At 56.8% G+C, this 13867-nt stretch carries 9 protein-coding genes; 1 reads left to right on the plus strand and 8 read right to left on the minus strand.

Annotated elements, in window-relative coordinates; translation table 11 throughout:
• Positions 1–29: 29 nt before the first annotated feature.
• The 4 genes from MOP44_RS06135 to MOP44_RS06150 all read right to left on the minus strand — a co-directional run bounded on the left by MOP44_RS06135 (position 30) and on the right by MOP44_RS06150 (position 6412).
• Complete coding sequence (locus tag MOP44_RS06135) at positions 30–3116, minus strand: serine/threonine-protein kinase (RefSeq protein WP_260795062.1); 3087 nt, start codon at positions 3114–3116, stop codon at positions 30–32.
• A 485-nt stretch (positions 3117–3601) separates the two neighbouring features.
• Positions 3602–4597, minus strand: a complete 996-nt coding sequence (locus MOP44_RS06140; RefSeq protein WP_260795063.1) for an NAD-dependent epimerase/dehydratase family protein — start codon at positions 4595–4597, stop codon at positions 3602–3604.
• Complete coding sequence (locus MOP44_RS06145; protein ID WP_260795064.1) at positions 4594–5898, minus strand: flavin-containing monooxygenase; 1305 nt, start codon at positions 5896–5898, stop codon at positions 4594–4596. Before MOP44_RS06145 ends, MOP44_RS06140 begins: the two co-directional genes overlap by 4 nt.
• A gap of 7 nt (positions 5899–5905) precedes the next feature.
• On the minus strand, positions 5906–6412 hold the full coding sequence (locus MOP44_RS06150; RefSeq protein WP_260795065.1) for a 3-hydroxyacyl-ACP dehydratase FabZ family protein: 507 nt from the start codon (positions 6410–6412) through the stop codon (positions 5906–5908).
• Positions 6413–6504: 92 nt separating this feature from the next.
• Between MOP44_RS06150 and MOP44_RS06155 the strand changes: the two genes are divergently transcribed.
• Entirely contained in the window at positions 6505–7524 is a 1020-nt protein-coding gene (locus tag MOP44_RS06155; RefSeq protein WP_260795066.1) for a DUF4185 domain-containing protein, read from the plus strand.
• Here the strand turns inward: MOP44_RS06155 and MOP44_RS06160 are convergent.
• Genes MOP44_RS06160 through MOP44_RS06175 form a run of 4 tightly spaced genes read right to left on the minus strand, consistent with a single transcriptional unit; the run spans position 7521 to position 13834 of the window.
• Positions 7521–8753, minus strand: a complete 1233-nt coding sequence (locus tag MOP44_RS06160; protein WP_260795069.1) for a glycosyltransferase family 4 protein — start codon at positions 8751–8753, stop codon at positions 7521–7523. The genes MOP44_RS06155 and MOP44_RS06160 overlap by 4 nt on opposite strands.
• Positions 8754–8766: 13 nt before the next feature.
• A complete protein-coding gene (locus MOP44_RS06165; RefSeq protein WP_260795071.1) occupies positions 8767–9684 on the minus strand; it encodes a hypothetical protein in 918 nt (305 codons plus the stop codon).
• Positions 9685–9732: 48 nt separating this feature from the next.
• Positions 9733–12468 carry a hypothetical protein gene (locus tag MOP44_RS06170; protein WP_260795072.1) on the minus strand — a complete coding sequence of 912 codons (2736 nt, stop codon included), beginning with the start codon at positions 12466–12468 and terminating at the stop codon, positions 9733–9735.
• 40 nt (positions 12469–12508) lie between these two features.
• Positions 12509–13834, minus strand: coding sequence for a hypothetical protein (locus MOP44_RS06175; protein ID WP_260795073.1), 1326 nt, complete (start codon positions 13832–13834; stop codon positions 12509–12511).
• Between the last annotated feature and the right edge of the window lie 33 nt (positions 13835–13867).

The following is a 13867-nucleotide window of genomic DNA, read 5'->3' on the forward strand; positions in this document are numbered from 1 at the left end:
GGATTCTCTGCTGGTTTGTTTGCGCAAATCTAATGGGCTGCTTTGGACTTGACTTCTGACACGAGCGGGTCTTCAGTGCTCTGGCCGCGGATGCGCAGGTAGGCACGATACGAATCGGCGAAGTCCGGACTTTTGAGTCCTTCGCGCTCGCGTCCTTGAAGATAATAGACGGGCGGCAGGTAGCTATACGTGGGCGCGTCGTCCATAAAGAGTTCCAGCGCTTCCCCGCGCCGCTTGATGCACCGGTCGAAATCCGAATCGGCCTCAGTGAAAGCTCCCGCCTGTAAATACGCCTGTCCCAAATCGAACCGACCGATCCAGGTGTCGCTCAGATTCTTCGCTTCAGTGAAAGCCTGGATCGCCTGGTTTGCATTCTTCTGCTGCAAGGCGATTTCCCCAAGAATCAATTTGGCGTAGGCCTGATGCGATGCCTGGATATCGCCTCCAAGGCCATCCGCCAGTTTCTGGGCCTTCGCGATCTGCCCCGTTGCAATGTAGGTTCGTGCCGCCACGAACCGAACTTTGGCACTTTGACTGCTTGCCACCGCGCGATCCGCGGCCACCGCGGCGGCCGCATTCTTTCCGCTTGAAAGCTCCGCGTAGCCGAGCATCAGCAACTTGCTGGCCGCTGCGCCGGCATTCTTTCCGGCCAAGTCCTGAGCAGCGCCTTTTTCCAGAATCTGTTCGGCCTCGCTGAATTTGCCTTGATAAATCGAGAGGTCTCCAAGTCCGGCCATGCCAAGGGACGCTCCGTCAGCGCTAAGCTCTTCCAGCCTTTGATAGGTTTCAGCGGCCTCAGCCAATCGATTCTGGCCAAGCTGCGAATAGGCGAGTATTAGAAAAGCCTCTTCGTCCGAAGAATTGATTTGGAGAACGTTCTTCGCCCCCTGCTCGCAACTCTCGAAGTATGACGCGTAACAGGCATACAAAGCGAAATTCATTCGAGCGGTGAGGTCGTTGGGAGTAATCTGCAGGCCCTCGCGCGCCGCCTCCATTGCTTTCGGCATATCCAACAGGCGTGCGTAGCAGCCGGCAAGATTGGCGTGCCCGATATTATCGGCTGGGTATTGGCCAAGCAGCGTGCTGTATTCCTCAACGCACTTCTGCCAATTCTGCGACCATACGTAGTACATGCCCCGTATGCGATAGCGTTCGCGCTCGGTCATCCGGTCCACATGCTGCATCGCCTGCTTGGCGTAATTCTCCGCATCCTGCAGTTTCCCGAGGTTCCCAGAAGCTGCGGCCATCCCGGAGTATGCACGGGCAAAGTTGGGGTCGAGCTGGGCCGCTTTCGAGAAGGCCTGAAGCGCCGCATCCGGCTTGCCCTGAAATTGCAATTCCATACCTTGGCCGTACTGGTGCAGGGCCTCAAGGCTGCTGGTTGAGAGTGTGCCCTCTTCTTGCTGCAGCTGTGCGGATTTCGGCGTCTCGTCACCTAGCGCCTTGCGAATCGGTACCGCCAGCTTTGGCACCTGGAGCAAGAGATCATCTTTGCTTGCGGCATTCACGTTCGCACGGGCGAGGGTCTTCCCAGTCACAGCATCGATTGCTTGGACCGAGAGTGCGTAGCCGCTGCCTTCCTTGTTCAGAGTTCCGGTAACAATCGCGGAGATCCCTTGTTTGACCGCCACCAGCCGTGCAGTCTGTTCATCGAGTGTTTGGGATGGCTTGGGGAGTCCTGCCGCGGCTTCGCGCGCACTGCCGCGGTTGTAGGCGCTGATGAATCTTGCGCCTTCCAAGGCGACGTTAAACATGGGCTCGAGAGTGTTCTCGAAAAGGGTATCCCCGGTGTTGTTCTGGAAATCGCCTACCAGAACGGTGATCGGGTTGTGCGGCGCTTTGGCCGCTCGCTGCCGAGCGATGACATACCACGCAACTCCGGCGGCCGTGAGTACGATCAGGAGGCCTGTACCTGCGACTCGCGTCCATGGCAGTTCGCGAATTCGATTCATCCAGAAGGCCGCTGACGAAGCGGAAACTTTAGCGGCGCCGCTCTTCCCCTGCCAGACGCGAAGATCCGCAAGGAGTTCCTCCGCAGTTTGGTAACGGCGCGAAGGATCCTTCTCGAGACACTTGGAAACGATATTGCTCAGAACGCCCGGAATGCTCTTGTCAATTTCCGACAGGGGGATGGCGCGTTCGCGAGTACGCTTCAGGAGACTGGCAATCACGCTTTCGGCGTGGAAAGGCGTCTTTCCCGACAACAGTTCATAAAGGATCAAGCCGGTCGTGAAAATATCTGAGCTGGCCTTTAGTTCAGTGCTCTGTGCCTGCTCTGGAGACATGTATTCGATCGTCCCCAGCATGGCGCCGGTCTGCGTCAATCCATCGCCGCTCAATGTACGAGCCAATCCGAAGTCCATGACTACGACCCTGCCGTTTCGGTCGCGCATGATGTTGCCGGGTTTCAGATCGCGGTGGATGATCCCTTCACGATGGGCAACGGCGAGACCGCTGGCCACCTGCTCCATGACGTCTACGGCTTCCGCGACTTCAAGTTTGCCTCGCTGTCGCAGAATCTGGTGGAGGCTCTCGCCGTCCACATATTCCATCGTAATGAACTTGATCTTGCCCGCTTCCCCTAGATCGAAAATCCGGATCACGTTCCGGTCGGTGACCTGCCGCGCAAGGATCAATTCCTGCTTGAAACGATGCAGAATCTCGGGGTTGTTGGCCAACTCAGGGCGAATGACCTTGAGTGCGATTTCTCGTTCCAACTCCATGTCTCGCGCTTTGTAGACAGCGCCCATGCCGCCTTCGCCGAGGACCTTGATGATTTCGTAACGGTTCGCGAGAACGGTTCCCGGCTGCAGCAGCATTCCGTTCGGTAAACCGCTTCGAGGCTCGTGGTCGTTTGAAACCGTGGCGGTGAGCGCCGCAGGGGACACGAGATAGTCGAGAGTGGCCGGACCTGCGGGTGTTTTGGGCCACGGCGGCGCTGCAATTTCTAGAACGGTTTGAGCTTCGGAACCCCCACCGGAGTCCTTCGCCGTGGCCGGCACGGGGGTTTGTACACCGGCAGCAGTCTGTTCCGTTGGACGGCCACTCGGAACATGAGTATCCGGTATGGGCGTCAGGACTTCGTGCTCGCTGTTTCGGTGATTTGGATCTTTCATGCCGTAATCCACCCCAGGCTGAGGCCCGGGTCTGTGATTCGGTTGTGATGGCCCTTAAGCTACTCTCACCGAAATCTAGGGAAACGAGGGGGATAGTGTGAATATCCCCTATATAGTACATACGGCTGCATTCTGTGCATAGGAATTCGTGCGCAGCGAAGGGAAGCCACGTCGATTGGTTCCGCGAATGAGGCTCGCCTGCTCGACCAGTTCGTGGAGAGTCGAGGGGATCCGATTCAGTCGAGAACTGCTGCGCGGTCGTACTCGATTAGGGTGCTGAGGCTTCAAAATGACGCACTTTGTACGCTTTCCAGCGTCAGGCCGCAATTGAATCAATAAGTTACCCGATTCGATCAATTCAGCGAGACAAGGTCGTCTGTTCCAATTCAATCGTTTCCAAGAAGTCGAAGAGACTACGGAACCCCTTGAAAGAAACGGCGGCTTTTCATCTGTTCCGCTCGGCAGTGCCCTTCGTTGTGTGGGGCTCATTCGAGGGCGCCGAAGCGCCTATGGTAGCGAAGGCGCACACGCTCGCGAACCCAGGAATCGAAGGCCTTCTCGGTGTCGTATCGAAAGCTCAGACTCATTTGCCTCTCGAGCTTTTCACTACTGACCCACCAATATCCTTCCAGAGAGCTGATTGCGCTCGACGGCCAATTTGTAAGCCATCGTGCTCGCAAGGCCCAGCCGACATCGTTGCAAGCATGGAGGAGACGCTGCGGCAAGAGGATTGCCCTGCCATGGAGACGTTGAACCATCTGCAACGGACTCAAGGCACCAGGTGCTCCCAGGTTGTAATTCTCGTTCGGCCGGCGCTCAAGGACCCGAAGCACAGCGGCGCATAAATCGTCGATATGTGTGAGCTGCAGCGACGACATACGGGAGGGGAGAAATACAAACCGCCGTGACAGATGCTCATAAAGAGGATTGTCGCTTTCGCCTCCGATGATGAACGATGGCCGAAAGACGGTAATGGTCTCAATCGAGCTCTGGTTCCGCGTTTCCTGAACAAGACGGTCCCCCTCGGCCTTGTGCTCGGCGTAGGTGAAACCTGGCTCAGGATTCAGCGAATCGGTTTCTACAAAGGGCATAGTCTGGTGCGGGAGGAAACCGTAAACCGACGCTGAGCTGAGGTGAAGCAGATGCGATACACCGCAGGCCGAACATGCGCGCAGGATCTGACGCGTACCCTCGACGTTTGTGCGCCGCATGCGGCGCAGATCGTGCGACGGACGGAGCACAAAGGCCGCGTGAAGCACGGTATCGATCTTGTATTCCCGGAGCAGATGATCGATAGGGTCAGCAACATCTGCAACGATCAAGCGCAGCCGGGGATCGCCGAGTTGCGTAAGCGCGGCGGACGAACGAATGTCAACCCCGATAAGGACTTCCAAATCCGCCTGCGTGAGCAGCGTGCGAATGATCGCGCGGCCGAGATATCCAGATGAGCCTGTTATTAAAATGCGGCGGCCGCTTGTCACTGGAGGGCTCCGCCGCGTGCAGATACGAGCGCGAGCAATGCGCGCTCATAATCTTCCCCGTTGACTTCCAGGATGTGGCGCGGCGATGGAACAAAGCGATCGCGGCAGTCGCTCGCCGCCGGTTCAATCGTGGGCGGTTGCACCTCTCCGGTCAGGTGTGCGGCGACGAACTTCGCCTGAGCGTCTGCTACGGGCCAGAGAGATCCGGAGGGCTGAAGCAGCCCAACGAAATAGAGCCCTTTCATCGTCTTGTGCACCAGGCGCAGGTGCAGTCGCTCGACAAGGGCATCGGTGCTGCCTCCGGTGATGGAATCTTCAAGGAAGGGATGCGACACTTCGTACCCGGTGCAAGCGATGATCGTGTCAAATTCACTTTGAGCTGCACCGCACCGCCTTCGTTGATTCGGAAACGAGCCAAAGCAGATCTCGGCACCGCGAACGTTCCCGATAGGGCCGACAACCTGAACGCCAGCTTTCCGGATGCACGGCAGCAGCTCAGAGTTGACGAGCGGGTGTGTGGCAAAAAGAGGATGGTTTGGTTCGGGCAGTTTGTCTCCGACGACATAGTGGCGATACGCCGTCAAAAGGAGTTCGGCGAGCGGGCGAAGAACACGATCGGGAAGCACACGCCGCAGTCGCGAATAGAGCACATCGGAGGGCATACCGAAGAGGAATCTCGGCACAATGTGATAGCCACGCCGAAGGCTGAGGAATACCTGGCAGCCGTGACGAGCGAGGTCGACTGCAATATCTGCGCCTGAGTTTCCGCAGCCGATGACCAGAACACGCTGCCCAGCAAAGCGTGAACAATCTCTATATTCATGCGCATGGACGATGTTGCCGGAGAATTTGCCGGGAAGATCAGGATAGAGAGGCTTCCAGTGATGACCGCTGCAGATGCAAACGGCGTCGAAGTACTCTGGCGGGTTGCCTTCGGTTTCCACACGCCACCCCTTCTCAGGTGAAGGAACAATGGAGACGACGTGGGTGTTGAATCGGATCAGCCGTTCCAGATCAAAACGTGCGGGAAACCGCTGCAGGTAGAGCAGCATGTCGGTTCGCGTGGGATAAATACCGACCGTCGACGAGAATGGAACGCCCTCAAACGCGGTCATGTCGCGCGAACTGATCGATCGCACGGTGTCATAGATGCTGCTATGCCCGGAAGCATCTGCCCAGGTCCAGTTACCGCCGACAGTCGACTGGCGCTCGAGAATCACGACATCGCGAATGCCCGCCTCGAGCAGACGCCGTGCTGTCGCGAGGCCGGAGGGGCCAGCACCGATGATGCAGACTTTCACTGCCGCTCTACTTTGCGGCGACACGAACGTCTCCAGGAGGAAACCCTATGAGGCCGAGGCGCAAAAACTCCGCTTGCTCGTGAGCCACCAAAAGCGTCCGATCATACTGAGCGGCTTCTTCTTCCGGAAGGAATGTCATCATCAGAGTCATCGAGGCAACACGATCTTCCTCACTGAGAACGCGCGTTCGGCAGATCGCGGAGAATGCCTCGAGTTCTTCGATCTCGGTTTCAATGCGAAGCTGGACATTCGGACCGACGAACTTGCGAAATTTTGCTTCTCGCACCATAGATAGAAAGGGGAGACGCAAGATCTGATCCCGTTGCGAGGCTGTAACCGCAATCAGGCAGCCCGTGAGTTGGGCAGCCATCTCGATCAATAGAACACCCGGTGTGACTGGAATACCGGGAAAGTGGTCATTAAACAAAGCATCGGGGAAATTCGTGGACGCGAGAGCGATCGCATTCGTGCCGGGGTTCAACTCGACAATCTGATCCAGGAGCAGCCAGCGCATGGTGACACCTAGGTTAAACTATGTGCGAGTCAGCGCATAGAAACAACCGAAGGTGCGACTTCGATTCATAACATCGCTGATGGAGAGAGATATTGCAAGCCAGAGTCGCAGCCATTCGTTCCGTCCGCAGCCTCGGATATGCGGCGACAGGTAGGGGCAACGACTGGCGCCTGATAGGACAGGATGGCGGCCAGAGTATCGCTCTCAATGATGGCCGTTCGCTCTTCCTCTTCTCCGACACCTTGCTTGCGCCGCTCTCTCCTACAGGTGCTGAGTCAAAGGGATTCTTCCTTTCAAACTGTGCCGCATTCAGTCCGGCCTCAAGCGCCCCATTGAGGAACGCGATGGCATCGTTGAGCTATATCGTGGACGATTGGAACAAACCGCGCGAGCTTTTATGCGGTTCGAATGCGGAACAAGCCTTGAGCGTGCGCTTCTGGCCGGAGCATGGAATCCAAGTGGAGAACGAGGTCATCTTCTTCTATTTGGGGATACAGCAGGCAGAGCGGGGTACGTGGGGATTTGTCGAAACCGGCAATGGCCTCGCGAAGCTCGACCTACGGACGGGTGTTTGTTCACGATGGTCGCGTGATGGAGACTGGCGGCCATGGCCGCAACTGCCTGTAGATTGCCATTGCGGGGTTCAGTTGCTGTCAAAGGACGGTTACGTCTTCGTCTTTTCCACCCGTCCGGCGGGCTTGGAATACGAAGCCTTCCTGGCCAGGGTAACGCCGGAAGCTATCGAAGAACCGGAGAGCTACTCTTTCTTCACGGGGGAGCGAGGCTGGTCAGCAGTTATGACCTCTGCAGCGCCGATAGCGAGATGTGGCTCGGAATTCTCCGTGGCTTACAACGAATATCTCGGCTGCTTTGTGATGACCTACATCGAACCCCACGCTAAGCAGCTATGCCTGCGCACTGCACCTGAACCCTGGGGACCGTACAGCGATGCGATACGCGCCGGGATCGTCCCCCATCATCCCGAGGCGACCCTCGTCTCTCTTGGGTTTCAGCACCCGCAATTCGACGTGGATGGCGGTCGAACCATCTATATCTCCTACTCGCAACCACACTTCGCGCAGAATGCAATGATCGAGTTGTGTTTTCGCTAGCTTTCCAGCAGGGTGCAGAGCAGATTCGACCAGGTCTCCCCGATCGATTTCCATTGGAAGCGCTCGTCCGTAGCAAGCCTGTAGGCTGACAGGGACATTTCATATCGAGCAGATTTATTCTGATAGAGCATTTCCAGTGCTTCACTTACAGAGTCGATGCGTACATCACCCTCGAATTGCGGATCTTCCTTAGATTTATGCTGCTCCGTATCGAGCATCAGCGCGCTGCCAGGCCACAACTCGGCTCCAGCGGAGTGATTGGGAACCATCTGCGGCGCCCCTGTGGCAGCGTGCTCAAAGCTGACCAATCCCCAGCCTTCCCGCTGAGAGGTGTTCATTCCGATATCACACGCGTTATAGAGAAGGTTGAGCCAGCGGTCATCAGCATGTGGATGCTTTTCAGGGAGTTCTTTTGGCAAGATGCGGTCGCGGAGGCCCAATCGATCAACGAGTGTAACCTCGTCCGGTAGCGCAGGCCTTGTGGCCAGGTGCAGATACATCCGCACGTTCGGTGGCTTTCCCTGCGCGAAGCGAGCGAATCCCTCAAGTGCGAGATCGATCCTTTTGAACGGTTGGTTACGGTTGGCATTCAACACGATCAAGCCATCAGCAAGTTCGGGGCGATCCGCGAACAGGAGTTGGCGAGCGTGACGGACGCGGTCGGGCGACGGGTCGCCGTTCTGCCTTCTGATGAGGGGATAAAAGGCCTGCGTGTCGACGCCATGAGGGATTGTGGCGAATTGCGGGCTCTCGCCTCCGGCTTCCAGCGCGTCACGAAGCAATCGCTCTGCTTGAGGGGTGAAAGCGACAAGGCGGTCCGCTGCACCGAGTTGTGTGGCAATAGCCGGAGGGAGCGAATCTCGGCCGTGAATCGCAACGTATAGAACGGTGCGTATCTCCGGATGGAGGGTGAACGCAGTCATGAGCCGGGCGCACGCCCATGGCTCGTCCATCATTAGAACGACATCAGGATGAAGTGATTCGATAATTGCCGCTAATTCCGCGGCATTATGGAGGTCGCCGGGGGCCGGGTTGCAGATAACCGGGCAAGGCCAGTCAGGAATTGGCGAGTCAGGCACAAGATTGATAGCGAAGTGATGCAGCTCGAACCCGGCATCGCGCAGCGCTATAACGATCTGGCGCAAAACACGGCTGAAACCAGTTGGAATGCCGCAGTGGCCGACGACAACGATGACGGGCCGGATGCGATCCTCCCACTGGTTCAACAAGACTCAGGCAACGCTAAGCAATGGCCAGGTATGAACCGTCAAAAGGATACTGATGCGTAGACTTCAGATAGCCATCGATCACATTCGTCAGCGCGGTGCCCATAAAATTGAGCTGCGATGGATCGTTCAAGACCACGTTGATCTGCTGAACCAACTGTTTCAAACCATCCGCGCTGTTGAATGCCGCCATGGCCAGGTTATTGTAGGCGTCCTTCTTACTTCCTTTGGGGATGCTCTGGATGTCGATCGCAATGTCGATTTGGGCATCATTTGGCCAGGTTGAGCTAGGAACAAAGTTGATGCTGCTAACTGCGATGTTTAGCACGCCAGGGCTAAGAGCGGTGATGTTGAAACCGATCGTAATCGTAGGCGTCGAGTTGAAAGTGGCGGTAAATGTGCCTGTTCCCACCTCAGGAACGGGAGGCCCCGCACAAACCGTGTTGTCAGCGCTGCAACAGCAGTATTGAGTGAAGGTGAAATTACCGGTGACGATGAGATTCTTCTGGTAGTTGGGCAGTGTGGAAAGCAGCATGACGGCTTGCAACTTGAGCGCGTTATCCTGATTGGATGTCATCGACTGCATGTAAGCGTTCCGAGCTCCGGAAACCACCAGCCCGCCTGGTGTAGGGCTGCCCAAAGTGAGGCTTGGATAGGCATTCGGTACGCCAATGAACGATTGAATTCCAGGGCACGGTGAGCTCTGAATGTCGATAGTGGGGCAAATGGCGTTGGCCTGATTCACAATCGTCGGATCAGTTATCGAAAGGTTCCATTGCAATACCTGGCTCTGACCATAGGGGTCGTAGCCGTTCGCCTGGATCCAATCCGGGAAGTAATACGGGTTCGGGTTCCCCTGACCTCCCGGCGTATTAATCATGCCCATCACCTGCTGGAGCATCTTCTGGATGATTGGAGCTAAAGGATCCGCCATGAGCCTCCTGCTTTCCGGGAAACTGGATTGCTTACCGCGTTGTACTCGTTACTTAGCGTGGATAATCTCGAGCAGTTCATCGTAGGTCTTGTCCCGGTATGGTTCCAGTCCTTCGATGACTTCTTTGGCGGACGCCTGGAAGTCTGGACTGGCAGCCGCCGCGGTTGTCCGAATGATGTCTATCGCCAGGGGGAGATATTTACCTGCTGCAAACTCGGGTGTCCCCCTGTACATGCGAAGAATGTCATCGGATACAAGCCGCACATTGGTGTTGTAGCGAAGAATCCGCTCGGCCTCTTCGCGATGCGAATAGTAGTGGAACAGAAGCGCATCGCCCTTCGGAGTATTCATCAAATCGGAGAGTACCGCGGGGACGGTGTGCACAGCCGGATGTATGCCGGATGGGACAGCCGCCATGGCAGTCATGTGGCCGGTAGCCGTTACCATCGAAGACGAAGCACCCATTGCATCGTTGCCGGTGACCACTGCGCAAGCTTCCTGAAGACCATCCCAGATTTCGCCGGCTAGCTTGTATGCGTCTTCGAAGAGGATGCCCAGTTGCTGCGCCACCAGACCGGCGACGTAGGAAACCAGGTCGACAATGCCCTCGATGATCTGCAGCAGGAGCTTGGTCAGAAGCTCGGCGCTTTGCAGAATGAAATCGAGCACGAGCTTGGCATTGTTTGCCAGCCAATTAACGATGAATGATCCAAAGTCGCTTAGCGCATTCGTCACCTGGTTAACATCGAGCGAAACCGTAAGGTCGAAGTCGATTCCCACGAAGCTGAAATGCAGGTCGAAGTGGAAATACGGAGCCGACGTCGGCATGTACTGATCCTGGCAGATCGGCGACGATGGAACGATGGTGCCGAGGCCGAGGCAGACAGAGAGTTTTGGAGTCGGAATGGTGAACTGTGGGATAACACCCCAGGGTCCCAGTGTGATATCCGGCGGCGAGAAGTCCGCGTCGAGCGAGCCGGCAAAGCCGCCCGAACTGGGCTGGAAGAGGACGTGTATCTGCTCGGAGAAAATGCCGCCTGCGCCAAGGTCCATGTCGAACTCGAAGACATCCTTGGTGGCGAGAGCAACGATTGAGACGCCAACCAAGCCGAGGAGAGTCACCTTTGCGTTGATGGCGAAGTATGCGCCCGGCTGCGAGGCGATGGAGTTGCAGTATCCACTGCCGCTGGTATCAATGCAGGCCGAGGCTCCGGAAGTTCCATCCGCGCTTGAGATTGTGAGCCACGTGATGCCGCCGCCGCTGATGACAATGGGCCCGCCGTTATAGCTGATGATGCCCATGGCTTGGACGGCGGTTGTCGGACTGGTGATGAGATTAAATCCAAAGTCCAGCGTGTAGCCGAAGAAAGAAATCTCACCGGAACACCCGATGCCCGGATTGTATGTTTTCCCGAGAATCTTGACGGTATTGGCAATCGCCCAGAATTGAAGGTCCTTGAACGTGATGTCTTTGAGCAGCGGGAAGCTGTTAAAGTCCAGGACCGGCAGGAAGTCAGTGATGAGTTGTCCCAGGGTAACTGACTGGTCCTTCTGCTCGGCTGAGAGTTCTGCCGCAACGTAATCCGGCACCTCGAAATCCAGGAATCCCGCTCCGGCGGTGAGCAGGACCGGGTTCGTCTGCCCGGTGCCTATCTCGATGGTCCCAGCCATTGCAATCCCGATGCCCTCTTCATTCAGGGTGAAAGCAAAAGCAACGGTCTGGATGGTTAGGTTCGGTATTCCGAAGGGATGAAGCCAGCCGCCTTCGGCTGTGAGCTGGAGGGAAAGCTCGAGACTGGGCGTTGTTCCATAGATAAAGGTACCTGCCCCGGTGATAACGAAGCTTTCCTTGCTCGAAATGTTGACCGTACATGTCACGCTGAGCGAAATCGATCCGGAATCGGCAGAGGTCGATTGCCACTCGAGCGAGAAGTCATTGAACGCGAACGCGTTGGTCGAAGCACCCTCAGACAGGTCCGCTTTGACGCTGGCCTTGGACAGTCCGCCGTCCTTGGGGACGATAGCCGTAAGTTCGAGCTTCGTGTCGGGTAGGAAGTCCTTGATCGGCGATAGTGCGCCGTCCAATTCGAGCAGTCCGATTACGGTCAGGCCGGCGGAAACTTCCTCTGGCGGGAAAGGGAAGCCCGAGAAGGCGCTAAGATCAGTGGCATCGACGCTTGCGAAGAAGGCGCCAAACTCACCGGAAATCGTAAGGCCGCTAAGAACCGGAAAATCGGAGAACGGAGTCCACGACCCCGTAACCATGAACCCGCCGACAAAGCCGAGCGTCGCACCGTCGTAGCTGACTTCAAGCAGGCCGGTGCCGAGAGGGTTGTTTTCAAAGCTGATCGTCGGGGTGACGACCATGTCGATGGTTGTGGCGCCCGGATCAACATCGAGTTTGAGACCGCCACCGGTGAGCGCGAGCTGGTTGAACGGGAAGAAATTCAGTTGGGACGGCCATGCATCTGAGAGCAGGACCGTCGATTGAAGCGTCCCGGTAAAGTTCAGCGTCACATCGTTTTCGGTCGCAGTGAAGACGGCAACCACTTTGACTGACTGCACCAACGGGGCCTTGGATCCCTCGCCCGAGATCGTGGCCACTGCAGAGTCGCCGGTAAGACTGAAATTCGCCCCGTTGACATTAATCCCGCCGCTAAAGAGCTGCGTGACCGCATTCCCAATCGCTGGTCCGAAGACAGAGGAAATGTCCGGAGTGATACTGATCGATTTGCCATCACTGGCCAGGTACTTCTTGACTATCGCGAGGACATCCACAGCCATCGAAACGCCTCCTGCACTGCTCCGGGATAAGCGAAAGAGCCTAAACCTTCTTTGTACCGGCGTGCTCAGCCAGCGCCAGAGTCATGAGCCTGCTCATCAAAGTCAGCAGCCCCGAAGATTGGACAGTAGAGGCTACGCGCTTGCCCAGGAACGACTTCAGGAAGCGAGCCTTGTCGACCGCCGCAGTGAGTTCACCATGAAGCTTGCCCGGAAATGCGCCTAGCCGAACGGACACTTCGGGGAAAGTGCATTGCGCGGACGTAAACGTCACGGTGTGCGCGGATCCATCCGCCGACCGTGTAACCTTTCCGTGCAACGTGAGGGATGGCACTGCAAAGTAGGAGTTGAACTGTCCGTCGATCGGCGCCCCGGTCTCTTCCTTCAAAAGGATGCCGCGGGCCATATCATCCTTTGCCTTCTCAATTTCCTGGACATGGTCAGCAAGTTCGTTACGGAGCTGGGTCCGCCACAAGGGCTCAGCATGAACGAACTTAGCTGCGGACAAGGCCGAAGCCTGAGGAGGGGGCGACGTCTTAACAATATTCATGACGCTGTCGACAGTCTGCGAGTCCTGGGCAGGCCCCTTGGTCACGCCATCAAACTGAGTTGCCGCTGTGGCAGCCTCCACGTCGGTCACTGCGGCAACCAGAAACATCTGCATCGTGAGAGCGTGGCGGTTATACGCCGACGCTCCGCCGCCGCTGTTTACTGATACGCTCCCAGTATTTCCGGGCGTAGCTGCCGTGTGGGTCTGCTGTGCGTAATAGGAGGTTGTCTGACCATCGGTTGGGTAAGAAGCCCAGCGCTGAGCGAACTTAGGATTGTCGAACGCGTCGCTATAGGCGCTGTTATGGCGATAGTACGTGTTGAGCATCAAGTTGCCATTCGGCCCCGTGTCTGTAGCTAGCTGGTCTTGGTAACTCTTCGCGAGAGAAAGCGAATCGTTCGGGTCGGCAGCAGCAGCAAGCGGGCTGCCGCTCTTCATTTGCTTGCTCGCAACCTTGAGAGCCGATCCCGTCGCACGGGTACGGCGAGCCTCGTAATTCCCCGCGTACTTTAGCTCGTGAAACTTGACAGTGGCAGTAATATCGCCCGTGGCCGCATTGTGAGTGAAGCTGACAGGATGGATCGTGTCCAACTGCGAGACGGCTGCACCCTTTAGATTCAGGGTTACAGCGCCCCATGGCTCGCTATTTAAAACCACAACTGGACCTGTGTCCGGCAAAGTAAGTTTGCTCGGAGGACGTAGCCAGGCTAGGCCGATGCGGCGCCGGCCCTTGAGTGCGCGCTTCAACTCATATGTCCCGTAGGGTTTCCAAAGCTCGTGCCACGACGCATCTACTGCAGAACCGTTATGTTCAGACATAGCACCCTTCGACGGAGCGCGGTACCGCGCTCT

The organism is Occallatibacter riparius, assembly GCF_025264625.1.
In the GTDB taxonomy this organism is placed as follows: domain Bacteria; phylum Acidobacteriota; class Terriglobia; order Terriglobales; family Acidobacteriaceae; genus Telmatobacter; species Telmatobacter riparius.

What these genes read in the sequence shown, in the direction of transcription:
- MOP44_RS06170 (WP_260795072.1), bottom strand. Translation starts at nt 12,468, where the DNA reads ATGGCTGTGGATGTCCTCGCGATAGTCAAGAAGTACCTGGCCAGTGAT.
- MOP44_RS06150 (WP_260795065.1), bottom strand. Translation starts at nt 6,412, where the DNA reads ATGCGCTGGCTGCTCCTGGATCAGATTGTCGAGTTGAACCCCGGCACG.
- MOP44_RS06135 (WP_260795062.1), bottom strand. Translation starts at nt 3,116, where the DNA reads ATGAAAGATCCAAATCACCGAAACAGCGAGCACGAAGTCCTGACGCCC.
- MOP44_RS06165 (WP_260795071.1), bottom strand. Translation starts at nt 9,684, where the DNA reads ATGGCGGATCCTTTAGCTCCAATCATCCAGAAGATGCTCCAGCAGGTG.
- MOP44_RS06175 (WP_260795073.1), bottom strand. Translation starts at nt 13,834, where the DNA reads ATGTCTGAACATAACGGTTCTGCAGTAGATGCGTCGTGGCACGAGCTT.